25 protein-coding genes are annotated in these 22,421 nt (G+C 48.9%); 14 read left to right on the top strand and 11 right to left on the bottom strand.

What is annotated here, in order from left to right:
- Nucleotides 1–4: 4 nt before the first annotated feature.
- A complete protein-coding gene (locus tag KJY73_RS21565; RefSeq protein ID WP_214345673.1) occupies nucleotides 5–898 on the bottom strand; it encodes a GGDEF domain-containing protein in 894 nt (297 codons plus the stop codon).
- A 305-nt stretch (nucleotides 899–1,203) separates the two neighbouring features.
- On the opposite strand from KJY73_RS21565, the gene KJY73_RS21560 reads away from it, so the two are divergent.
- The 5 genes from KJY73_RS21560 to rplI all read left to right on the top strand — a co-directional run bounded on the left by KJY73_RS21560 (nucleotide 1,204) and on the right by rplI (nucleotide 7,294).
- A complete protein-coding gene (locus tag KJY73_RS21560; RefSeq protein WP_214345672.1) occupies nucleotides 1,204–3,912 on the top strand; it encodes a TonB-dependent receptor in 2,709 nt (902 codons plus the stop codon).
- Between the two features lie 51 nt (nucleotides 3,913–3,963).
- Nucleotides 3,964–5,877 (top strand): phytase, encoded by a 1,914-nt coding sequence (locus KJY73_RS21555; protein WP_214345671.1) that lies wholly within the window; start codon nucleotides 3,964–3,966, stop codon nucleotides 5,875–5,877.
- A gap of 320 nt (nucleotides 5,878–6,197) precedes the next feature.
- Nucleotides 6,198–6,566 carry a 30S ribosomal protein S6 gene (rpsF, locus tag KJY73_RS21550; protein ID WP_206595919.1) on the top strand — a complete coding sequence of 123 codons (369 nt, stop codon included), beginning with the start codon at nucleotides 6,198–6,200 and terminating at the stop codon, nucleotides 6,564–6,566.
- 19 nt (nucleotides 6,567–6,585) lie between these two features.
- Complete coding sequence (rpsR, locus tag KJY73_RS21545; protein ID WP_102798780.1) at nucleotides 6,586–6,813, top strand: 30S ribosomal protein S18; 228 nt, start codon at nucleotides 6,586–6,588, stop codon at nucleotides 6,811–6,813.
- A 28-nt stretch (nucleotides 6,814–6,841) separates the two neighbouring features.
- Nucleotides 6,842–7,294 carry a 50S ribosomal protein L9 gene (gene rplI / locus KJY73_RS21540; RefSeq protein ID WP_214345670.1) on the top strand — a complete coding sequence of 151 codons (453 nt, stop codon included), beginning with the start codon at nucleotides 6,842–6,844 and terminating at the stop codon, nucleotides 7,292–7,294.
- Between the two features lie 73 nt (nucleotides 7,295–7,367).
- On the opposite strand, the gene KJY73_RS21535 is transcribed toward rplI, so the two are convergent.
- Complete coding sequence (locus KJY73_RS21535) at nucleotides 7,368–7,886, bottom strand: DUF2244 domain-containing protein (protein WP_214345669.1); 519 nt, start codon at nucleotides 7,884–7,886, stop codon at nucleotides 7,368–7,370.
- Nucleotides 7,887–8,068: 182 nt separating this feature from the next.
- Here KJY73_RS21535 and KJY73_RS21530 point away from each other — a divergent pair, with 182 nt between their 5' ends.
- Both KJY73_RS21530 and KJY73_RS21525 read left to right on the top strand, forming a co-directional pair.
- Nucleotides 8,069–8,383: a DMT family transporter gene (locus KJY73_RS21530; RefSeq protein ID WP_214345668.1), complete on the top strand. Its 315-nt coding sequence runs from the start codon at nucleotides 8,069–8,071 to the stop codon at nucleotides 8,381–8,383.
- 11 nt (nucleotides 8,384–8,394) lie between these two features.
- Nucleotides 8,395–8,793, top strand: coding sequence for an ACT domain-containing protein (locus KJY73_RS21525; RefSeq protein ID WP_214345667.1), 399 nt, complete (start codon nucleotides 8,395–8,397; stop codon nucleotides 8,791–8,793).
- A gap of 5 nt (nucleotides 8,794–8,798) precedes the next feature.
- Here KJY73_RS21525 and KJY73_RS21520 read toward each other — a convergent pair whose 3' ends face one another.
- The gene (locus KJY73_RS21520) at nucleotides 8,799–10,487 is read right to left on the bottom strand and encodes an NAD-dependent malic enzyme (RefSeq protein ID WP_214345684.1); all 1,689 of its coding nucleotides are present in this window, start codon (nucleotides 10,485–10,487) and stop codon (nucleotides 8,799–8,801) included.
- 244 nt (nucleotides 10,488–10,731) lie between these two features.
- On the opposite strand from KJY73_RS21520, the gene KJY73_RS21515 reads away from it, so the two are divergent.
- From KJY73_RS21515 to dnaB, 4 genes are all read left to right on the top strand, one after another.
- Entirely contained in the window at nucleotides 10,732–11,298 is a 567-nt protein-coding gene (locus tag KJY73_RS21515; protein WP_206595913.1) for an RNA polymerase sigma factor, read from the top strand.
- Nucleotides 11,291–11,779, top strand: a complete 489-nt coding sequence (locus tag KJY73_RS21510) for a hypothetical protein (protein ID WP_214345666.1) — start codon at nucleotides 11,291–11,293, stop codon at nucleotides 11,777–11,779. Before KJY73_RS21515 ends, KJY73_RS21510 begins: the two co-directional genes overlap by 8 nt.
- A 10-nt stretch (nucleotides 11,780–11,789) precedes the next feature.
- Complete coding sequence (locus KJY73_RS21505; RefSeq protein ID WP_214345665.1) at nucleotides 11,790–12,737, top strand: DUF4097 family beta strand repeat-containing protein; 948 nt, start codon at nucleotides 11,790–11,792, stop codon at nucleotides 12,735–12,737.
- Between the two features lie 225 nt (nucleotides 12,738–12,962).
- Nucleotides 12,963–14,354, top strand: a complete 1,392-nt coding sequence (dnaB, locus tag KJY73_RS21500; protein WP_206595910.1) for a replicative DNA helicase — start codon at nucleotides 12,963–12,965, stop codon at nucleotides 14,352–14,354.
- Nucleotides 14,355–14,401: 47 nt separating this feature from the next.
- Here the strand turns inward: dnaB and KJY73_RS21495 are convergent, their stop codons facing one another.
- The 6 genes from KJY73_RS21495 to KJY73_RS21470 all read right to left on the bottom strand — a co-directional run bounded on the left by KJY73_RS21495 (nucleotide 14,402) and on the right by KJY73_RS21470 (nucleotide 18,627).
- The gene (locus KJY73_RS21495; protein WP_214345664.1) at nucleotides 14,402–15,451 is read right to left on the bottom strand and encodes an OmpA family protein; all 1,050 of its coding nucleotides are present in this window, start codon (nucleotides 15,449–15,451) and stop codon (nucleotides 14,402–14,404) included.
- 210 nt (nucleotides 15,452–15,661) lie between these two features.
- Nucleotides 15,662–16,096 (bottom strand): secondary thiamine-phosphate synthase enzyme YjbQ, encoded by a 435-nt coding sequence (locus tag KJY73_RS21490; protein ID WP_214345663.1) that lies wholly within the window; start codon nucleotides 16,094–16,096, stop codon nucleotides 15,662–15,664.
- Nucleotides 16,093–16,560, bottom strand: coding sequence for a chemotaxis protein CheX (locus tag KJY73_RS21485; protein ID WP_206595907.1), 468 nt, complete (start codon nucleotides 16,558–16,560; stop codon nucleotides 16,093–16,095). The genes KJY73_RS21490 and KJY73_RS21485 overlap by 4 nt, the downstream gene beginning before the upstream one ends.
- 177 nt (nucleotides 16,561–16,737) lie before the next feature.
- Nucleotides 16,738–17,172, bottom strand: a complete 435-nt coding sequence (locus tag KJY73_RS21480; RefSeq protein ID WP_214345662.1) for a transcriptional repressor — start codon at nucleotides 17,170–17,172, stop codon at nucleotides 16,738–16,740.
- A 672-nt stretch (nucleotides 17,173–17,844) separates the two neighbouring features.
- Nucleotides 17,845–18,132: a pyocin activator PrtN family protein gene (locus KJY73_RS21475; RefSeq protein ID WP_214345661.1), complete on the bottom strand. Its 288-nt coding sequence runs from the start codon at nucleotides 18,130–18,132 to the stop codon at nucleotides 17,845–17,847.
- Between the two features lie 144 nt (nucleotides 18,133–18,276).
- Complete coding sequence (locus KJY73_RS21470) at nucleotides 18,277–18,627, bottom strand: hypothetical protein (RefSeq protein ID WP_214345660.1); 351 nt, start codon at nucleotides 18,625–18,627, stop codon at nucleotides 18,277–18,279.
- Between the two features lie 146 nt (nucleotides 18,628–18,773).
- On the opposite strand from KJY73_RS21470, the gene KJY73_RS21465 reads away from it, so the two are divergent.
- Both KJY73_RS21465 and KJY73_RS21460 read left to right on the top strand, forming a co-directional pair.
- Nucleotides 18,774–19,172, top strand: coding sequence for a hypothetical protein (locus KJY73_RS21465; protein WP_214345659.1), 399 nt, complete (start codon nucleotides 18,774–18,776; stop codon nucleotides 19,170–19,172).
- A 438-nt stretch (nucleotides 19,173–19,610) separates the two neighbouring features.
- Entirely contained in the window at nucleotides 19,611–19,847 is a 237-nt protein-coding gene (locus KJY73_RS21460; protein ID WP_214345658.1) for a hypothetical protein, read from the top strand.
- A 49-nt stretch (nucleotides 19,848–19,896) separates the two neighbouring features.
- Here the strand turns inward: KJY73_RS21460 and KJY73_RS21455 are convergent, their stop codons facing one another.
- Entirely contained in the window at nucleotides 19,897–21,030 is a 1,134-nt protein-coding gene (locus KJY73_RS21455; RefSeq protein ID WP_232848817.1) for a hypothetical protein, read from the bottom strand.
- Between the two features lie 583 nt (nucleotides 21,031–21,613).
- Here KJY73_RS21455 and KJY73_RS21450 point away from each other — a divergent pair.
- Nucleotides 21,614–21,976 carry a hypothetical protein gene (locus KJY73_RS21450; protein WP_214345657.1) on the top strand — a complete coding sequence of 121 codons (363 nt, stop codon included), beginning with the start codon at nucleotides 21,614–21,616 and terminating at the stop codon, nucleotides 21,974–21,976.
- A 181-nt stretch (nucleotides 21,977–22,157) separates the two neighbouring features.
- Here KJY73_RS21450 and KJY73_RS22080 read toward each other — a convergent pair whose 3' ends face one another.
- Complete coding sequence (locus KJY73_RS22080) at nucleotides 22,158–22,406, bottom strand: helix-turn-helix domain-containing protein (RefSeq protein WP_214345656.1); 249 nt, start codon at nucleotides 22,404–22,406, stop codon at nucleotides 22,158–22,160.
- Nucleotides 22,407–22,421: the final 15 nt, after the last annotated feature.

Below are 22,421 nucleotides of genomic sequence, written 5' to 3'. Positions count from 1 at the left end.
TGGCTTAGCTCCCCTGCCTGCTAAGTTCCAACTGCCGGTTTAAACGCTGCAATAAGGGCTCTACCTGGTCGGTGTTTACCGCACTAACTAATGCACTGCTTAGTGTATGAAACACGGCTTCACCGGTGCCAAAAGTTTTAAAAGCAAAATGCCGTATCGATTCTTTGATTTGTGCGGACAATGTGATGGCAGTTGCACGGGGCGTATCTGGTAGCAGGATGATAAATCTATCCCCGGCGTAGCGGCAGACAAGATCGGATTGACGGATATTCATCAGGATCAACTCTGACATTTCGCGTAGCAGACGGTCGCCTTCCTGACTGCCATAACGACGATTGAACTGGTCAAAGTTGTCAATGTCCAGCATCAGCACAGACAGACTGTGGCTAGCTTGTAACTGTTTAGCTAAATGTTCTCGCAGGTAATCAGCGTCGTATAGTCTTGTTACCCAATCCACCTGATGATGCTGGCGGGACTGAGCTTCTCTGCGTCGGAGTTGCTCATTCAGGGTGAGTTGTTCCTGATGCCATTGATATAAAGCCCAGGTCATCATAATCATGCCAAAGGGCGCGGGAATGGACTCCACCACACTCAGCCAATGCCCGCTTGATTGCCGGATAAATTCATCCAACAAATCCAGTAAAGCGGAAAACATAAAGCAGCTTAGGCCAAGAACCAGCATGTCGGTGACGCGCCCGGGAGGGCGGCTGACAAACAGAAAAAACAACCAAACCAGGGTTAGAACCGCCACGCCACCTTCACCGATAATATCCAGCCAGGATATCTCCTGCCAGGTTTTGAGCTCCCCCTGAGAGACACTCAAGAGAATAGCGGACAGGGCAATACATAACACCAAGCCAATACGCTTGCTGTGAAATGGCAAAAGAGAGTAATTCATAATGTATCCGACGCCTGGGAAAGTCCGGATGCTAATTCATGTCCGGTGTGTAATGCAGGGTCATTTTGGCTCAGGCAGATGACACAAATATGATGGTCCAATTTGCATTAGAGCCTTGGGTGAGTTGAAGCCCCGCGGATTCACCTATGGGAAGGGGGTCATATCAGCTCAATTTGACTGTTTAAAAGCGTCAAACCCCCTGCCAACAGCAGGTGTGTCTGATTCTGATTGTCTGCTTGTCATAAATGCGTCATGCATAAAATTTAGCTTGCCTGCGACACCACTCACATCAATGAGGCTCGCAGATGAAAATATATAAAAGCAAAGTGGCGCTGGCCTGTATGGCGGCCATGATCAGTGCCCAGGCAATGGCTGAAGAAGGCAACTTGCTGGGACGTTTAGGTGACGCCAACAACAAAGCGTGGTTTGAAGGCGCCAGCATCCGTATTAAAGAACTCAATGTCAGCACTGTCACTAAAGGTGACGGATCGTTTCGCTTCAATGCCTTGCCTCCCGGTGACTATACCCTGGAAATTCGCTATCTGGGCGCCCCAAAAAGCGAACATAAAGTGCGTATTCTGGATGGTGAAACCCTACAGCAGCGCTTTAGCTTAGGGCTGAATGAGCCCAAACTGGATGAGTTGATTGTTTATGGGCAGCGCGCCGGGCAGGCCAACGCATTAAACATGCAACGCAGCGCCGACAACCTGAAATCCATTGTATCCAGCGATGCAATCGGACAATTTCCGGATCAGAATGCCGCCGAAGCGCTGCAACGTTTACCTGGATTATCCATTGAACGCGACCAAGGTGAAGGACGTTTTGTTGGCATTCGCGGCATCGACCCAAACCTCAACAATGTCACTATCAACGGCATGAATATTCCCTCGCCGGAAGCTGGTGTGCGCTCGGTGGCATTGGATGTGATCCCTTCTGAACTGATTGAAGGATTGGAAGTGACCAAGTCCGTGACATCCGATATGGATGCCGATGCGATTGGTGGTTCAGTGGAGGTGAAAAGCCTGAGTGCCTTTGACCGAGCTGGGCGTAGCGCCAGTCTAACGATGCAAGCCAGTCGCAACGAACTGCGCAGTGAAACCAGTCCCAAAGTGTCAGGTAGCTATACCGAGGTAATGGATTTTGCCGGATTACAGGATTCGCTAGGGGTGGCAGTGGCCTTATCCTGGTTTGATCGAGACTTCGGCTCAGACAATATTGAAAGCAATGGTGATGACGAAATTGAACAGCGCTTTTATCAGATTAACCGCAAACGCATAGGCGGCGCGCTGAACTTGGATTTTCGCCCGGACTTCGACAATCAGTATTATCTGCGTTCTTTATATAGCCGTTTTTCTGATGATGAATACCGTCAAGCCAATACCTTTACCTTCGATGGTGACGATTCAGAGATAGAACGCAGTAGTAAAGACAGGTATGAGAAACAGGAGATTCTGTCTTTTACTGCAGGTGGCGAGCATCAATTGCAACAATGGCACCTGAGCTACCAGCTTGGTTATGCCGAATCGTCAGAGGATGAACCTGCAGCCCTGTACTACAAATTCAAGGGTGACGGTTTTGCCATTAGTTCGGACTTTCAAGGGCAAATCCCTGTTTTAGAGCAGGATGATGCTGCCAAGTCACTGGCAAACTATGAAGTCGATGAAATCTCGTTTGAAGATAATTTATCTGAAGATAAAGAGCTGAGTTTTAAGCTGGATGTCAGTCATGACTTCGAGTTAGCGGGCCACTCGGCACAGTTCAAGTTTGGCGGTAAGTATCGAAGCAGGGAAAAACAAACCAATGCCAATATCTCTATCTACGATGGCGACTTTGATGCCTTAGAGGCAGCGCAGTTTTCCGCATCCACACCCGACTGGGGATTGGGCGACTTTGGCGAGGGTTTGAATCGCCAGGGGTTACGTAGCTACTTCAATGCCAACAGAAGCAATCTGGAGCTGGCAGAACTTGACTCTGAACTGGAGTCAAAAGGCGCGTCTTATCAGAGTGATGAGGACATCCTGGCCGCCTATCTGATGGGTAAAATAGATATCGACAACTTACGCGTGGTCGCAGGACTAAGATACGAGCAGACGGACTTCGCTACGCACGGCCAGCGGGTTGAGCTTATCGAAGATGAGCAGACTGACGAAGAAAAAGTGGTGAACAGCCCCTGGCAGGGCAAGCGAAACTATCACCACCTGCTACCTAGTTTGAATCTGCGTTACGAGTTTAGTGACCAGCTGATTGGTCGATTTGCTTATACGCAAACCATTGCCAGACCTAAGTTTGAAGATTCGGCAGCCTTTCAAATCATTGAGTCCAAAACAGAAGAAAATGACGACGGTGGTTTCGATACCGAGCGTGAGGCGGAGGTTGGTAACCCAGAACTGAAACCGTTTGAATCCACCAACCTGGATCTGTCCCTCGAATACTATCCAGGAGACATCGGCGTGTTGTCTGCGGGATATTTTTACAAGGACATTGATAACTTCGTGATCTTAGCCGATGTGTCTCACCTGGATGCTTGGCAGGGCTATGAGGAAGTGACCCAACCTATCAACGGCGAAAGTGCCAAAGTGCAGGGTGTCGAACTGTCCTGGGTGAAAAGCTTTGATAACGGCTTGTTGGTAGCAGCCAATGCCACCTTGACGGATTCTGAAGCGGTAACCTTGCTGGACGGTGAACGCTTTGAAACCAGCCTGCCTAATCAATCTGACAAAGTGGGTAATCTTACCTTTGGCTATGAGGATGAGCAGTGGAGCTTGCGTCTTACTCTTAGCCATAAGAGTGAGAACTTGGAGGAGATCGACGGCGACATGCTGCGGATGGAAGACGCTCACCAACAATTGGATTTCAGCGGTAAGTATTACCTCAGTCCGCAAATGCACCTCTATTTCAACGCCATCAATCTTAATGATGAGCCGTACTACCACTATTTTGGCCGCCGCAGTGTTAACGCGCAGTACGAAGAATACGGCCGTACCTTCGAGCTCGGTTTTAACTGGACACTGTAATCGAAAACAGGAGCTGGCAAGTGCTTGGCTCCTGCCCTGGAATTTAAAACTATGAAAAAGTATTTAAGTGCGCTGACGTTGGCCCTGGTGACTGGTGGCGCATCAGCAACGGACGCGGTACTGCAGACAGTGCCTTTTTATCAGGCCGAGAACCTGCAAGGTCAACAGGTACAGCCTTTGGTTCACGGTAGCAGTCAGTTCTGGCTCATAACCAGTGAAAGTCGTGGGTTAATGTTGCTGGATGAGCAGAAAAAAGTGCGAGCCAGCTTTGCAGGTAACTTTGAAACCCTTGCCTGGCAGCCATCTATTCAGGTAGGCGATACGCTGGTGGACTTGGTGATTGGCATAGACAATGAATCGGCTAAAACGCAGATACTGGCGTTGGATTGGCAGAAGCCAGAGCTGCGCTGGTTATCTGACTTATCCCCTCAGGATGCGCAGCTCGAGACTTTATGTGTCTACGCCCATCCACAAAGCGGACATCTGTCATTATTTAGTATTGATGTGCAGGGCATGGCCCATGAACGATTGATTTATGATGCCAAGCGTCGGCAATTGGTAGATGTGCAGGTCAGAAATTTCCCCGGCGTTTTAAATGCCAAGGACTGTGTGGCTGATACGGCTTCTGCCAATTTGTATGTGGCGGAGGAGAATGTCGGCGTGTGGCGTTATCCGGCCAGCATGGAAGCAGACCCTGTACGTGAGCCTGTGGCAATGCTTGCACCTTTTGGTGATTTGCAAGGCGAGATAACCGATCTGGCTTTGGTCGATGACGGCGCTTTGCTGGTTATCAGTCCGAAAGCCCGCAGTTTGTCAGTCTATTCTGAAGACGCAGAGGCAAAGCATTGGCAAATCAGCGGTGTGAAAGAACCCGAAGCGGTAGGTGTGCAAGTAGAGGAGCAGAGGCTACAACTCACTATTTACGACGAAGGCCAGGATGCTTATGTGAGCGCCAAAGTCAGTGGGTACTCACAAGCTTCAAAGGGTAGCTACGAAGAGATTGCCGTGGTTAGTCCCAGCGCCCAAACCACACCTGTTGCTCGTTTCGGTGATGCAGCGGACGACCCAGCTATCTGGCTGAATAGCAACGCGCCTGAGCAGAGCCGGATTTTGGGCACCGATAAGCGGGTTGGCTTAATGGTTTATGGACTGGATGGCAGTTTGCTGCAGAGCTTACCTGTGGGACGACTGAACAACGTGGATGTCCGCCATGGCTTTTCGCTCAATGGTAAAACCCTGGATTTAGCCGTGGCCAGTAACCGCACGCTAAACAGCATTAGTTTGTTTGGCATTGACCCACTCTCTGGTCATGTGAGCCATTTGCTGGAAGCGCCAACCAGTCTCACTGAAGTCTATGGCTTGTGTATGTATCAGTCGGGTACCGGCACATATGTGTTTATAAACGATACCGATGGGCGCTTTCAGCAGTATCGTATTACTGAGCATCAGCGGCAGTTGGAGGTTAAGCTGGTCAGAGAGTTCGCCGTTGCCAGCCAACCAGAAGGCTGCGTGGCCGATGATGTGAGCGGTATGTTGTATTTGGGGGAAGAGGCTGCTGGAATCTGGCGTACACAAGCAGAGCCTAAGGATGCGTCGCTGGAAAAAATGGCTACAACCGGTGAACTCTTGCATGCCGATGTCGAAGGGATGGGGATCTATCGTCAGGACCAACAGGCTATTCTGGTCGTATCAAGTCAGGGCAATGATAGCTATCTGGCCTATGCTCTGGAGCCTGACTTTCGCTATTTAGGACGTTTTCGCATTGGCCTTGATTTACAAAAAGGCCTGGATGGCGTGTCTGAAACCGATGGGCTTGAGGTGAGCTCGGCAAGTTTTGGAGCTGAATATCCTAAAGGGATGCTGGTGGTTCAGGATGGCCGTAACCAGATGCCAGGGTCACCGCAAAACTTCAAAATCGTGGATTGGCGGGATGTTGAGTTAGCACTTAAGTCCCAGTTTCACTAAGCGAATGGGCGAATCGGCGTGGCTGATTCGCCTTTTATCCTCAAGATGTAAAAATAGCCTACCGAAGGCTCTATGACATTGCCTGACTGATAGCCCAAACAAACAAGCCATCCACGACAATCCGATGCAACTCCCTTTTGATGCCTTTTTATCAACAGTCCCTTGATACTGCGGCTTTTAGCCCCTTAACACGCAGAATTAACTTGTGTCAGCAGTGCGCTTTATATACAATGCGCGCCCTTATTCAGCCTAACTATTTTAGTTCCTTGTCTTAAGCAGTCTGGCTGAGCTGCGAGAGGCTACAACCGTAAGGAGCACACATGCGTCATTACGAAATTATTTTCATGGTCCATCCAGACCAAAGTGAGCAGGTTCCAGGTATGATCGAGCGTTATACCGGTATCATCAAGAACGATGGTGGACAAATTCACCGTCTGGAAGACTGGGGCCGTCGTCAACTGGCTTATCCTATCGAGAAGCTGCACAAAGCACATTATGTTCTGATCAACGCTGAAGCTACTGCTGCTGCGATTGAAGAACTGGAAACTGCTTTCCGTTTCAACGACATCGTGTTGCGTAACCTGGTTATGCGCACTAAGAACGCTGTAACTGAGCCATCACCAATGGCCAGAGAAGAGCGTCGCGAGAAGCGTGAAGACAGAGCAGCTGTAGAAGCTGACGCGGAATAACAGATTAGGAGACTAGAAGATGGCTCGTTTTTTCAGACGTCGTAAGTACTGCCGCTTCTCGGCAGAAGGCATCCAGCAGATCGATTTTAAAGACACTGGCCTGCTGAAAAACTACATCACTGAGAGCGGTAAAATCGTTCCTAGCCGTATCACCGGTACCAGTGCCAAGTATCAGCGTCAGTTGTCAACTGCCATTAAGCGTGCGCGCTTCCTGGCTTTGTTGCCTTACACTGATTCTCACAAGTAATTGTTGGCGTAACTAAGAGGTAGCAAAGATGGAAATCATTCTACTAGACAAAATCGCCAACCTGGGCGGTTTGGGTGACCAAGTCACTGTAAAATCAGGTTTTGCCCGTAACTTCCTGTTCCCTCAAGGTAAGGCTGTGCCTGCCACTAAGGACAACGTTGAGAAGTTCGAGCAGCGTCGCGCTGATTTGGAAGCTAAGATTGCTGAGCAATTGGCTGCTGCCGAAGCCCGTGCTGCTAAAGTTGCTGAGCTGGCTGAAGTAACTATCGCTTCTCCTGCTGGTGACGAAGGCAAGCTGTTCGGTTCTATCGGTACTCGTGATATCGCTGATGCACTGACTGCAGCTGGCGTTGAAGTATCTAAAGCTGAAGTTAAGCTGCCACACGGCACACTGCGTGAGTGCGGTGAGTACGAAGTGGATCTGCAACTTCACTCAGAAGTTGTTGCTCAAGTTAAAGTGATTATTATCGCTGAAGCTTAAGCACCACGCTGTTTAAAAAACCGCCTTACGGCGGTTTTTTTATGTCTAAACTTTGCCTTCAGGATGACTCGTTTTACTGCCAATCCTGTATGGCAGTGATCTTTGTTTTTCCTGCCATGCGGTAGGGAATTTCCAAGTGGGTAATGATATCGATCAGTTGTTCTTTATCCTGTTGATTGAGTTTTTCCCCAATGACGCAGGAATGGTGTTGGTCTTTTAGTTCCACCATTCTGGGAGACAGTGAATGAACCGGGGCAGAAATGACAAAGCAGCTTTGTGCACGTTTCAGCCGCCACTGTTTGACATTGTGATTTCGCCCTTGTACCAGCACCACATGGCCTGGCTCAATATGCAACACCTGTTGATTGTAAGTGTCTCTACAGACCCTATAGGCCAGGTACGCTAGTAAACTCACTTCCAATCCGGCAAAAGGTAGGATCAGCCAAGCGCCGGCCAGACTCCAGGCAACAGCGACAATCAGTGCCACTGACCCAAGAACCACTATCAGTAACTTTGTTTGTCCCCAGGTGGCTGAACAATTAGGCCTTAAGCAAACCTGGCAGCGGTCTTTATGACGACGGACAGTAACCATTCAAGCTAACATTGAAATGGATGATACAGACAGGTATAGCAGGCAGTCTGGCACTCAACAATATTGACCCGTGCAATCCGCTTTGCTTTAATGGCCTCCCGCCTGACAGGGACGACCCTGTCTGCACTATTCGCACAAGGCTTTTTTGCAGGGACGACCCTGCCATAGTGGAGAATTCACTGATGGCTTGGTTGATTCTGTTTGTCGCAGGTTTACTCGAAGTTGTCTGGGCTGTTGCCCTTAAGCAATCCAAGGGCTTATCCGAGCCTGGTTATCTAATTATCGCTATTGTCTCTATGCTGTTCAGTTTGGGCTTGCTGGCTATGGCGTTACGCACACTTCCCCTTAGCGTGGGTTACGCGGTTTGGACAGGTATCGGCGTATTGGGGGCGGCTGTGGTTGGTATTCTTTGGTTGGGTGAAGGACTAGGGTGGATGAAAGCCTTGGCTCTGCTGTTGCTGGCCAGCGGTATTGTGTTATTGAAGCTCAGTCATTGAAGGAGAGAATTATGTCCGCTATCAGCAATTTAGATGTATTGATTAGTAGCATGCAGCCAGAGTTGCAAGGCCCATGCTACGTATTTGCGTTTCTTCCTCATCATTCCCCCTTACCTGAAGGCGCTAAGATGCTGTTTGAAGAGCAGGAAGGTTGGACGGCAATTCTGCCAATAGAGCAAGCCAAGGTGCTTGGGCTCCGCTATGAGTTTGCCTGCCGGATGATCACCCTAAACGTACATTCATCTCTGGATGCAGTGGGCTTTCTGGCGCGAATAACTCGTCATCTGGCTGCACTGGGGATGGGAGTGAATCCGGTCTCGGCATTTTTCCACGATCACCTATTCGTACCAGCGGAGCGGGCGGAAGAAGCTTTAGCGGCGCTCAGACAACTCAGTGCTGAGCGCCCCTAACCAGGTTAAATGCTGGTGCGTCGGTATTGACGATAAGTTGGGGTCCAAAAGTTGGCGTTGATTTTGTCTTGCAGCATGTCATCGGACATTTCCAGCGCCAACCCTTGTTGCTGAGCCACCTTACCTACCGCAAAGGCAATGTCTTTACTCAGCTGGGCTAGCTCGGTCAACGGTGGTAGCAGAGCGCCTTTACCCTTGTTTGCCAAAGGCGATGCTTCGGCAAGTGTGGTGCTGGCTGCCATCAGCATTTCATCAGAGATATGCTTGGCCTTTGTGGCCAGCACGCCCAAACCAATACCCGGGAAGATGTAACTGTTGTTACATTGGGTAATAGGGTAAGTCTTGCCTTGATAAGTAACTGGCTCGAACGGACTACCGGTGGCGATAATTACTTCACCTTCGGTCCATTCAATGACTTGTTCCGGCCGGGCTTCTACCTGTCTGGAGGGATTGCTCAGTGGGAATATGATGGGCAATTCACAACCTTGCTTCATAGCTCGGATGACTTGCTCGGTGAATAAGCCTGCCTGGCCTGACACACCAATTAGGATGTCGGGTTTGGCACAATGCATCACATCCAGTAACGAGGCATATTCGCCACTGAAGTTCCAATCGGCAATGTTATCCTTGGCCTGGCACAGCGCCTGTTGGAAATCACGCAGTCCTTCCATCCCGTCAGTAAGTAGGCCAAAACGGTCAATCATAAAGATCTGGCTTCTGGCCTGAGCATCAGAGATACCTTCTGCGCACATCTGCTGGATAACTTGCTCGGCAATTCCGCAACCCGCAGAGCCTGCCCCCACAAACACCACTTTTTGCTCGGAAAGCTTGGCGCCTTTGGTTCGACAGGCGGCCAACAAAGTACCTACAGTCACTGCTGCGGTGCCCTGAATATCATCGTTGAAGCAGCAAACTTCATTGCGATAGCGATTCAGCAACGGCATGGCGTTTTGCTGGGCGAAATCTTCAAACTGGATCATGGCTTCCGGCCAGCGACGCTTCACCGCACGAATAAAATCTTCCATAAAGGCGTCATATTCTTCCTGGCTGATACGCTTATGACGCGCGCCCATATACATTGGGTCGGCGAGCAGTTTTTCGTTATTTGTACCTACATCCAACATCACAGGTAAGGTATAGGCGGGGCTGATACCGCCACAGGCGGTGTACAGAGAGAGCTTACCGATAGGAATACCCATACCACCTATGCCCTGATCGCCTAAGCCCAGGATACGTTCACCGTCGGTGACGACTATGACTTTTACCTTGCGCTTGGTGGCATTGTGCAGAATATCATCCATATGCTGGCGTTCAGCATAGGAGATAAAAAGGCCGCGTGAACTACGATAAATATCAGAAAACTGTTCACAGGCATCCCCCACTGTGGGGGTGTAGATAATCGGCATCATCTCTTCCAGATGATCGGCCAGCAGGCGGTAGAACAGGGTCTCGTTGTTATCTTGGATCGCCCGCAGGTAAATATGTTTATTCAGGGGGGTATCAAAGCTGGAATACTGCATGTAAGCACGGCTTACCTGTTCTTCGATACTTTCATAGCGGGGTGGCAGTAACCCATTAAGATTAAAGGCTTTTCTCTCTTCAGCGCTAAACGCACTGCCTTTATTAAGCAAAGGGGTTTCCAGCAGGGAAGGGCCGGCATAGGGAATATATAAAGGGCGTTTTTTAGATGTCATCAAACCAATCCTGCGTTCTGGCGCTGCCAGTCTCTGAATAATGTGGCGGATCATCCCCGATCCCGCGCGGGATTTCCAGTAAGACCAGTCGGATTGCCTGAATACTGAGGCTTTTTGTCTGGCTTTGAAAAAAAGTTTTGCCGCTTTAAACCTTGCTCCCTTACCCTGCGACATACAATCAACTCCATTAGATTGCTAATGGAAAAGATACAACCAACAGAATAACAACAATGGTGGAAACACATTGCAAACTCAGGGACAGCTAATCGAAGCAAAGGAGCAATTCGCTGAGCGTGGATTGCTGAGTCTGGTGGAGGCTGTCAAACAGGGCGACCGTCAGGCTTACCATAAACTGTACCAGATGCATCTGGGGCAAGTTTACGCCCTGTGTTACAGGCTTACCGCTGATAGAGCGTTAGCCGAAGATGCGACCCAAGAGGTCTTCATCCAACTGTGGCGTAAGCTGGACAACTATCGGGGAGACGCCAAATTCAGCACCTGGTTGCATTCGGTAACGTCAAATGTTTGTGTCTCTTACATGCGTAAACAGCGGGGTTGGTGGCAGCGAATGTTTAATCTGGAAAGTACTGATGCCGTGCATGAAGTCGCCGAAGGCTCTGCCGGTGATGTCGACCTGGATACCTATATCCGGCGCTTACCAGAGAGGGCAAGAATGGTGTTTGTACTGCATGCAGTTGAAGGGTATCGCCATGAAGAGATTGCCCAACTGTTGGATATGGCAGTTGGCTCCAGCAAGGCACAGTTTCATCGTGCCAAGCAGCTTTTATCGGAGTGGATGGGTTATGAGTAATAAAGAATTTGAACAGCAGTTGCAACGCAACTTGAGCGCATTGCCTGATGATATTCAACCCGAACGCGACCTGTGGCCTGGCATTGAGCACGCTTTGGGGCAGACGCCTGAGAATAGCACTCAAAAGCGAGCAACTGGCTATTGGGGAATGGCGGCCGCCACAGCAACCATTGGTCTGGTGGGATGGTTGGGGCTTTCTCAACTGCCTGTTACCTCAGATGCAGAGCAACTGGCGCAGGTTTTAAGTCAGCAGCATCAGCAGCAGAAGCAGGCATTATTGGCCTCCTTTGATGGCCAGCCCGCTCTGACTGACAATTGGCAGCAGCAAGTGGATGAGCTGGATGGTGCGGCTGCGGCGATTAAACAAGCACTGAAGGAAGATCCCAATAATCCGGCGCTGCTGAGAATGTTGCAGCAGGTTTATCAGCAACAAATTGACTTAATTGAACGGGTACACGCACCCACATGGCAGAAAATATAGGATGTCGTATATGAACAGATTTTTAATTGCAGCAGGAATGTCGTTAGTCAGTCACCTTTGCCTGGCGGGCGAAAAAGTGGATCTCACCCTCGATGCGAAGGCTGATGGCCGTGTCAGTATCGAGCATCTCTCTGGTCAGGCGGTGATCAAAGGCTGGGACAAAAAGCAGGTGAAAGTTGTTGGTGAGCTGAGTGACCAAGCGGATAAGCTGATCTTTGAACGAGACGGTCATGAGATTATCGTTAAAGTTAAGATGCCTAACGGTAACTGGCATGATTGGAAAAACTCCGAAGGTGATGACTTGCAGATCTTTGTGCCTACCGGCAGTTTGGTGAGCTACGACACGGTTAACGCTAATGTCGAAGCGGAAAAACTCTTGGGAGGCGCGGAGTTATCTTCGGTCAACGGTAAAGTTAAAGTACGGGATATCAAAGGTAGGATACGCATAGAAACAGTGAATGGCAGCATTGAAAGCAGTGGTTTACAAGGCGATATCAAGTTGTCATCGGTCAATGGGCACATTGTTGACAAAAACTCGCAAGGCGAAGAGATTCGCTACGAGTCTGTCAACGGTGATATCGATGCCAGTACTTCTGCTCCCAGAGTGAAAATTGAGAATGTTACTTCCGAAGTCAAACTGGCTTTAGGGAAGGTTGAACGCCTATCGGTGCAAACTGTCAGTGGCGATGCCAACATCAGCTTAACCTTGCTGGAAGATGGCGAAGTGAGTGGCAGTACCGTGAGCGGCGATCTTGAGCTGGTTTTTCAGGATAAGGTATCCGCACGCTTTGACCTTGAAGGCCATGCAGGAGGCCATTTTGCTAATCACCTTAGCAGTGACAAGATGGAAAAAGCCAAATATGGCCCGAGTCGCTGGTTGAAGTTTCGCACTGGCGAGAGCTCTGCCAAAGTCAGGATTTCCACAGTGAGTGGCAGAATCTCACTAGACAGCAAATAACAACACAGGCCTGCGGGCCTGTTTTTCGTTGTCAGTCTTAAACCACCTCCTTTGGAGGTAGTGATCCTTGGTAGGGCTGGCTTCTCAGCCAAGGAAGCTAAGAGCAAGGAATAAATTTCTTCCGCTAGGTCAAGTCAATAACCACACTTGTCTATGCTTTGGCTTCATTCCCGAAGCCTCTTCGCGCATAATAGCGATCATGGCAATTAATCTGGTCGGTAATAAGTGAAAGTTGTTTCTCACAAAGAGCGCGACAGCAAAGTCGAAAAGCTTAAGATCCCACCCCATTCGATAGAAGCTGAGCAATCGGTCATCGGCAGTATGCTGATAGCACCCGATTGTTGGGATAAAGTCGCCGAAATTCTGATCGAGCAAGACTTTTACAACCGTGCCCACCAGACAATTTACCGCACTATTCTCAAATTGTTGGGGGATAGTCAGCCGGTGGATCTGATTACCGTCTCTGACCAGCTTGAACAGCAAGAGGCGCTTGAGGCCGTGGGAGGCTTTGCTTATTTGGGCGAGCTGGCCAAAAACACCCCAAGTGCCGCAAACGTTGTAGCCTACGCGCAGATCATTAAAGAACGTGCGGTATTGCGTGAATTGATTGGCGTGGCCCACGAAATTTCCGACACCGGCTACAATCCCGAGGGACGCACCAGTTCTGATGTATTGGATTTGGCCGAAAGCAAGGTCTTTGAGATTGCCGAGAAACGCTCTGGCAAGAACGAAGGGCCGCAGAATGTTGAAACCATTCTAACCACAACTATTGACCGCCTTGAAGCCCTGATTAAAAACAATAAGGAAGTTACCGGGGTATCCACGGGTTATAAGGATCTGGATAAGAAGACCAGCGGCCTGCAGCCATCAGACCTGATTATCGTGGCAGCGCGTCCGTCTATGGGGAAAACCACTTTCGCCATGAACCTCTGTGAAAATGCCATGCTGCTGGAAGAAAAACCCGTACTGGTATTTAGTCTGGAGATGCCGGCCGAACAGATCATGATGAGGATGTTGGCGTCCCTGAGCCGGGTTGATCAAACCCGAATTCGTACCGCACAACTGGACGATGAGGACTGGGCGCGAATTTCAAATACCATGGCCATGCTGAAGGACAAGGACAACCTGTTTGTGGATGACTCTTCAGGGTTGACGCCGATGGAAGTGCGCACCCGTGCGCGTAAATTGGCAAGAGAACGTGGTGGGTTAGCGCTGATCATGGTGGACTATTTGCAGCTTATGCAAGTACCGGCATTGAGTGACAACCGTACCTTGGAAATTGCCGAAATCTCTCGCTCGCTCAAGGCCCTGGCTAAAGAGCTGCAGGTTCCGGTGGTGGCTCTTTCCCAGCTTAACCGAAGCCTGGAGCAACGTGCTGACAAGCGCCCAGTTAACTCAGATTTGCGTGAGTCAGGCTCTATCGAGCAGGATGCTGACCTGATTATGTTTATTTATCGTGACGAGGTTTATCACGAGAACAGTGAATATAAAGGTGTGGCTGAGATTATCATCGGTAAGCAGCGGAATGGTCCTATTGGTACCTGCCGTTTGACCTTTCAGGGGCAATTCTCGCGCTTTGACAATTATGCCGGCCCTGAAATTGCCGACGAGTATTAAGGTCGCATAAAAGAAGGGCGCCAATTGGCGCCCTTTTTAGTCTTTGGTTATTTGGTAACCTTAACCTTTTCCATCGCACTAACCGTGGCGTGAATACGACGGTTACGCTGGTGGGCTTCTGCTGAATTGCTTGAATCCAGTGGGCGGCTCTCGCCATAACCAACGGCTTCCAAACGTCCAGCATCGATACCATAACGGTCAATCAGCAACTGTCTGACGGCTTTAGCACGTTTTTCTGACAGACTCTGGTTGTAGGCACTGTCTCCAGGTGCAGAGGTGTGGCCCTCGATGACTGCCTGTGTATTAGGGAAGCGGCGCATAAACTGTGCGAACACCTGAATTTGTGCATCGTCCGGGTCAGTAATTTCGTAACTGTTGTTGGCAAACAGAATATCCAGACGGGTTTCGACTTTCTCTTCCATGAAGATGCTGCAGCCTGTCGCATCCACTTTATCGGTGCTGGGCGTGTTGGCACAGCGATCCTGCGCGTCGTTAACACCATCGTTATCTGAATCTTTAGGCTGTTCAGCTACAGGTGCTGCAGTTTGTGTAACTACAGGCTCAGACGCTGGCATTGGCTTAGACTTATGACCAAAGGTATACGCCAGACCCAGTTTTACACTGTAATCCTTGAAGTCCTGACCGAAGTCATAATAGGCCGCGGCCTCAGTGACCAGTTTCCATTTCTCGGTAAGGTCCCAGTGACGACCTACACCCAAGTTCATCATGCGGTAATTTTCCTGCAGGTTTTCATGCTTGAAGCCACCAAAAACATAAGTCTGTTTCTGGTCAAGGAAATACAAAGCATCAATACCTACACGGTCGCCGGACTCATCGGTCAGACCTGACTCTGAATCAAGATTCAAATGAGACCATTCGATTCTGGCACCCCAATTAGGGGTAAATCTGAAGCCAAGTTCTGCGCCTATGCCGGTGCCGTCGTCCAGCCCGCCTGAGGGCAACGGCTTGTCGCTGTCTACCTTATAGTATTCACCGAAGCCGGCTACCCAGCCTTCGTACTCGGTGGGCTCATTGGCCTGTGCCAGTGCTGGAATCAGGCTGAGAATAAGAGCAGTTGCTAAGGAATTATTTTTCATGGTGGTCCCTTAATGATAGATACGCCAATACAAGCGTAATCAAAAATTCAGCAGTTACTACTTATTCCTGAAGGTTGGTTGCCTTGCTGTTTGGGCAACGTCTCCTCATTTGAGGAGAGGATATTATGATGGGCGAGCTCTAAATGGCTGCTGGTGCTGATTGTACCAAGTTCAATGACTAACTGGAAATACCAGTTTAAATGCTGGTGGTTAGTCGTCGAGCTGGCCGGTTAGTGTGGCAATAATTGTGCGACTGCCTCCCTGATCGCGATGTTCCCCCAAGTAAATGCCCTGCCAGGTGCCTAGTGCTAAATGACCGTTGCTGACTGGCAGGGTTAGACTGGTGCCCAGTACACTGGCTTTAATATGGGCGGGCATATCATCTGGTCCTTCGTAAGTATGCTGAAAATAATTGGCATGCTCGGGAACCAGGCGGTTGAAGAAGCGTTCAAAATCGCCTCTGACAGTGGGATCGGCATTTTCATTTAAGGTTAAAGAGGCGCTGGTGTGTTGCAACAGTAAGTGCAACAGGCCAATGCGACAGCTGCGCAGGGCGCTGAACTGTTCAACAATCTCGTCGGTGACCAGATAAAATCCGCGAGATCTGGCCGACAAACGAATGAGCTGTTGTTGCCACTGACTCATAGTTTGTCGAAACAAATCTCCAGGTGGGCCTTACCGGCATCACTGGTGAAAGGCAAAATGATTTTCGGGCCGTCTACTTTGTGGGTAATTGTGTGTTGCTTGCCGGATACCACTATAGGGGTGGCCATATCAAAGTCATAGCCTTTGCTGGACAATTCAAGCTTGGCGCCGCCTGTGACCATGTTGGTAATCTCACCCACCATATCGGTGACTTCCGGATTTATCTTGGATGGTTTTTCACCCAACATGCGCTGCATAATTTCCAGTGCCAGGGATTCGTCAAAAGAAATTGAGAACGAGCCCTTCACTTGTGGGCCTACCATGCCAATCAATCCTGACACATCGCCTACAGCTACTTCGTCGCCCTTCTTTTTAGGTTTTCCTGGCTGCAGTTTGGTTTGTGCCATGGTTTCCAGCACATTGAGCAATGAGGATATAAAAGGGTTAATAAATTCAACATTCATAGTTGTTTTTCGACCTTGTCTGAAGCGCTCTTAGGCGCTGAATACATCAATGTCATCCTTTGCCGCTGTAGCACGCCACTATAACGATGGGGGAGTAGCCCATTAACTATGGTCAACAGTGCCGCTGATGTCTAGCTCAATAAAAAGATAACAGTTTGTTATTTATATTTATTTCGTTCAATTCTGACAGCTTGCACAAGTGCCGTGTGCTTCAATAGTCTGTGACTCCACCTTGAATCCATAAGCCTTCGCCTGGTTATCCAGGGTGTCTTTTAATCCTTCAGATTGTATTTCCTGCACTTCGCCACAGGTATCACAAATCAGGAATTGCACTGGGTGGTTACAACCAAAATGATGGCAAGCTACAAACGCATTGGTGGACTCTAATCTGTGGACCAGGCCAAACTCGAGCAGAAAATCCAGGGTGCGATAAACAGTCGCTGGCTTGGCTGAACTCTCGGTCTCCTTGAGCTCATCAAGTAGTTCATAAGCACCAGTGGCTCCCTGTTTTTGCAGCAGCAGGCCATAAACCTTCTCCCGCAACAGCGTAAAACGGGCGCCTTTCCCTTCACAGTATCGTCTGGCTTTTTCGATCAATTTTTGGTGATTCATCAGGTCATGTCAGCTATGCACTCTGGCGCTAGTGTAGCATAGTAACACCCTGTGAAAAGGCGTGTTATCAGTATGTTGTGAAGGTGATTGAGTGCTTCAGGTGAGAAGTTTATCAATTGGCCAATATGGGCGATGTGGACGAAAAATCTTATGGCGTAACAAGGTCAAACAATATCGCAGCCTGCCGCGAGTGCCCAACAGAGCAGTTCTTAGGTAAAATCCCCCTCGGTTATTTGTTTCATCTGCGAATACTCCAAGGCGATGATGCTGAGTAACCGAAAAGCATATTGTGGCTGCAAAGTCTGTTCGACAACTTTTACAGAACCCAGAAATATTGAATTATGAATGACAAGCAAGACGTGGCGTCGAATAGCGAACTCACCAAGACAGTTGTTTCTTTGAATGAATCGAGGCGCATGTCCATAGCGCCCATGCTCGATTGGACGGAAATACGGGCTTAACCCCTTAGAATAACTGGCTTGCCGGGCAGGCTTGGTAATTTGTTCCCCTATTTTGTCCCCCAACCCGAGGACGCTCAGCGACCGATTTTCCTGAAAAGTTTCAGCAACGCAAGTGCAAGTAGAGTAGCTTCTTCCCTGATAGTCACAGAGTCGTGCCCTATAAAGCGCGAAAAACCAGCCGGAGCTGGTTTTTCGAACTTAATAAATTCGTCTAGTCACTTATGCTGACAGTTCGTTTTGCCAACAAAAAATCAGCTAAATCGGAGATATGCACTATATGTCTCTTACTGCCCATTTCTAGATCGCTAATCACAAGACCTGCTTTCCGAACTTCAGCAATTTTTGCCTGAGCTGTTTTTGCTGACGTCCACCCAAAATAGTCCGACGCCACTTGCTGGTATGGCACCGTTGCGCTGCCATAGCTGGTGAACAGCCAACCCACTAGATGGTTTTTCCACAGACCAACAGACAGATTAGATTGTGCATCTGGATGATTCATCATTGTCTCCTATATATATACGAGTTCGTCAGTGTTTCAGTAACGGTCGCATTTTAGATTTCTAGCGATAGATGAAAAAATCCAGATTATGCTGACAATACTAAAAAAAATGGCCGACATATAGTCGGCCACTAGTCGTGCTACCTATAGATCGTCGAAAAACTCCCCTAGCGACGACTGGAATAGATAGCTGAAATGGCGGTTTTGTCCTGACTCGATCACATACTGACGGATCTCTGCGCGGAACTGCTTTAATGCATAAAAATTTTTACGCACAAATACCCGGCTTGATGGTCTCAGCCATTCAGGTAGCTGACCTATCAGGCCATCGCTGACCACAATGAACTCGACCTGAGCACCGTAATGCCGGACATAATGGATATATTCCCCATCGCCCTCATACAGTGCGATGCAATCCTCATCCATATCAAGTGGCATTGGTTCAAATATCTGAATCGCCGGTTCAATGCAGAATTCAAATGGTATTTCGTTCATAGCAATTTCCTCGTGTTAGTGGTTGTCCACGAAATTACATAGAAACCCATGACGGAAATTATGTGTCGGACTTGTTATTCATAGTGTTACTCAAAATTTTCTTCTCGCGGAACTAGTTGTATGTGAGGACAACAAAGGAGAAAACTATGAGTAACGCTATTTCAATTATCAGGCTATATCAGCGGGCGAGCCGGTCACCATTTACAGGTGACACGTCGACCATACTCCTGCTGGCCAATCTAGTGCGTACAGATCAGAATCTGGCATTGCAATTTGATCGCTATATCTACCTGCATAGGGACGCAGTTGGGCGGTGGCTGGGTATCAGTCTCAGCAATCAGTTGATTGACGAACTCAACGACCGGCAGGGCAAATACCGCAGGGGCATCGCTATGGTTGAAACTCTGTATAAACTGCGCGAGGAAATTGCCATGTTTCTGGTTCATTTTTCTGACGAATTTGAAACCGTTTTTGGTGTCGATGCAGAGGGATGGATAGAGGCAGCCTATTTGCGATGGCGCATGATTCTGCTGGATGCAGAATAAACTCTACGGCCCCAATGGGGCCGTTTTTTTATTACTTTTAATAAAATTTTAGCGTCGCTGAGTTTTTCAGAGAATTTTCCCCTCCATGTCCCTATCTACAGTTAGGGACATGATTCATTGGTTGCCAAACCAACGCTCGGAAGACCGCTATTACTCGGGGTTCCCTAGACTCTCCGGGGCTAATTTCTGCGATGCCAGATGGCTGAGCGCCTACTGCCAGGTTGTGCCTGACTGTAGCGAGTGATACTGCTAGGGACATTATCAGCACTACATACGCGAATGCGCGAAATTGTTGTGACGTTGGTGAGCGGGGCAACTGCCTAATTTGGAGGCCAGTATTGGAAGGGACGCATTTTGCGTCCCTTCTTTCATATGCAGCGCGAATTCGCGCGCTCGGAACCTTTATATGCATGCAGGACAATCACAGAGGAGCACTGCATGCTAAGAGGCCAAAAAATAGTCATTTTTGTATTGGCGAAAACGTCGGAAACGCTCAAATATGTGGGCGACGCGATAATGCTGATATGGCTGGCGGAGATGTTAGCTATTTTCACCCCGCACCCCAGTTACCCATGCGCAGGCGTTATGGGGTATTGGGGGATAGTCGCCTGCTATATGCTGGCAACGCTGTTTTACATCATTGAACAAGGTGTTCGGCGTCGATATACACAGTAACTTTCTAGGGCATCCATTGGATGCCCTCTTTAATACGTCACGCTTGCTCTCATGAATAAAACAGCGAGGTGATTGGCGACGTGAATTTTGTCCTGAAAATCAGCGTATCCCGAAGGCTGTCGGCCTCTAATTTACTAAGTCCATTGCCACCTTTTTTTCTGTCTTGTTTATGTGGTAATTCGTCCAGCAACTGGCGATGAAATCTTTTCGTGTCGGCGAATACTTTGTCTGAACCGCCAACAAAAAACACTTTGTCATACAGTTTGGGATTGCCATGGATGGCATCCCGGAATTTGTATATGGATTCCTGATGCTGGGTTTTTCGTTTAAACGAGTTTTCCAGCTCAACTGCCGCGATTGAGCCGTCGTTGCACAAAACCACGCCATCGACTTTTTTCACTGCCGATGCCGGGTACAGTCTGCGAAATTCCAGCTCTGATACAAATGCATACCACAACGGATTTGGGGTGCCGTCTGCATAGCAGTTTTGTATGCCACTGAGCAGTACATACGAGAGTATGGAATCATGAACGACGCTATTGAGATTAACCTGGGTAGACGGGTGACTGCTGGAGCGAAATGGCACGTCAATTTTCATCAGCTCTGAGGCATAGCTGGCACCTGCATAAGCCAGAACATAAACCCGCCCATCACAGGCCCGGTGTGTGACAACCAGCTCTAAAAGCTTCTCATCGACGAGCTTGTTTAAAAACAGCAGGGCCTTACGTCGGGTCATTTGAAATACCTCACTGATGACAATGGGGCTGACAATGCCAAACCTGGCGGCAATGATGACGCACAACTCACGCCTGCGTTGTCCGGTAAGCCGGTTTGAATTACAGGGGTGGTAGAACATATTGATATCGAAGTAGCGCTGATAGCGATTACGCAACGTATTACTATCGGTATTACGGTCACTGGTCATGGTGTCATCTCCTTGCGTGTTGACTGGCTCTAAACAAGAAGGCACGGAGGTGACAAATTTTGTCTGTTCAGCACTTTTTGTTCGGTACGTCAGTAGGTACACGCATTGCCAACGCGGTACTACACAGGTAACCGATGGGTGTACCAATAACGCGACTCGCCCATTGGCGTCCAATGGGCGAGAACGGCTTTCAATGCCCTGCCAGCTCTGGTGTTGCATGCGCAACGAGCTGGCATCACGCGACCTTGTCGCTAACATTAAAAGCCTAAGAGCGCATGTCCGGCTTGCGCCGTACTAACCCACTTTTTGCCATGTCAGGCGGTGTATTGCTGAAATGAATTTCCTCAATTCTTGTGCCTGCCACGCTGCGTGCCTCAGCGATGTGGTTTCGAATCCGGTACTTCGCACCTGCTCCGAAATTTTTGCTTAGGCAAAAACAAAAACTGGGTTAGTCCGGCACACCGGACATGCGCTGCTACAACAGAAATCGTGCTGCGCAGATGTCTGTTTGCGCGATTTATTGAGCTATTTCATAGCTGCCATGCTTGCCTGCTTTCTATCGAAATCCGGCGTTTTTAACGCGTTGCTTGTGCGCTGAAAAGTGACGGCATCACTAGTGTGTCGCTATGCGCGTTTCTGCCATATAAAAAACGAAGGCAAAAGCCAAGATGACGGTGCGCACAGGGTGAAAAAAGCGTGTAAAAGCAGGGGAGGAATGCAGATGTTTTTCGCAATTTCATTGCTGCTGAGCTATCGCAGTCAATGAAATTGAAATTAGCATAAATCCCCTTAAATTTCAATCCATTGAATGATTTTACTACAAAGGGTTGAAGCAAATCTTATGTCACTTTTAAGTCTGCAATTATTTGGGTACTGCGGGGATGTGGGCGACATATCGTCGCCTAATGTCGTGTTAGCACTGCCGTCACCAGGGTCGTTATCGTCGCAGTTAATCCCTGCATCAGGTACCTGCGATTTAGACGACATTGACACTATTGAGGTAAGCCAAAACTGCTCGGTATTCGGAGCAGATTTGCTCGACCAGACCACCATCATTTTGGATGAGGAATGCTCCCTTGCTTCGCATGCTGACCATAGTGGTTTTATGGTGATTGAGGATGAGTTTATTACTTTCGATGATGCAGCCGGGGCCGGTGATTGGGATGCTGGCATCTCGGATAATGGCCATGGAGACTGGCTTTAATTGTTAGCGTTACAAGGCGATTTGAAGGCTAGCTAACCAGCTGATGCCCTGTGCCCATTTATTAATAATAAGACGGAGACAATCCGCAACGTCCTGTCCTCATAAACTTCAACCTGCTCACCGAGCAGGCTTTTTCTATATGAGGGAGAGTAGAGATGTGGCGCAATTAAGAAATCAGCGATCAATGACCGGTAGGTTTCTTTGTTAACAGTTGAATGCCTTCGAGAGGGTCGAGGTTTAACGCCTCGCAAATCCTGACGTACTCCATGACATCAAGTTTGCGCTCGAACGTTTCTAGCTTGCTGATGTAAGAGTTTGACGCAAATCCTAGTCGTGTGGCGAGTTCTGGTTGACTGATTTTCTGAAACTTGCGTTCAGCAGTGAGCCAGCCTATTAGCTTGCGGTAATTTGCATCGAAGATCGTTTTCATGTTGCAAACGATAAT

The sequence above is a fragment of the Bowmanella yangjiangensis genome (assembly GCF_018531185.1).
Taxonomy (GTDB): domain Bacteria; phylum Pseudomonadota; class Gammaproteobacteria; order Enterobacterales; family Alteromonadaceae; genus Bowmanella; species Bowmanella yangjiangensis.
The sequence above is the reverse complement of the archived record's forward strand: the minus strand, read 5'-3'. Positions and strand labels throughout refer to the sequence as shown.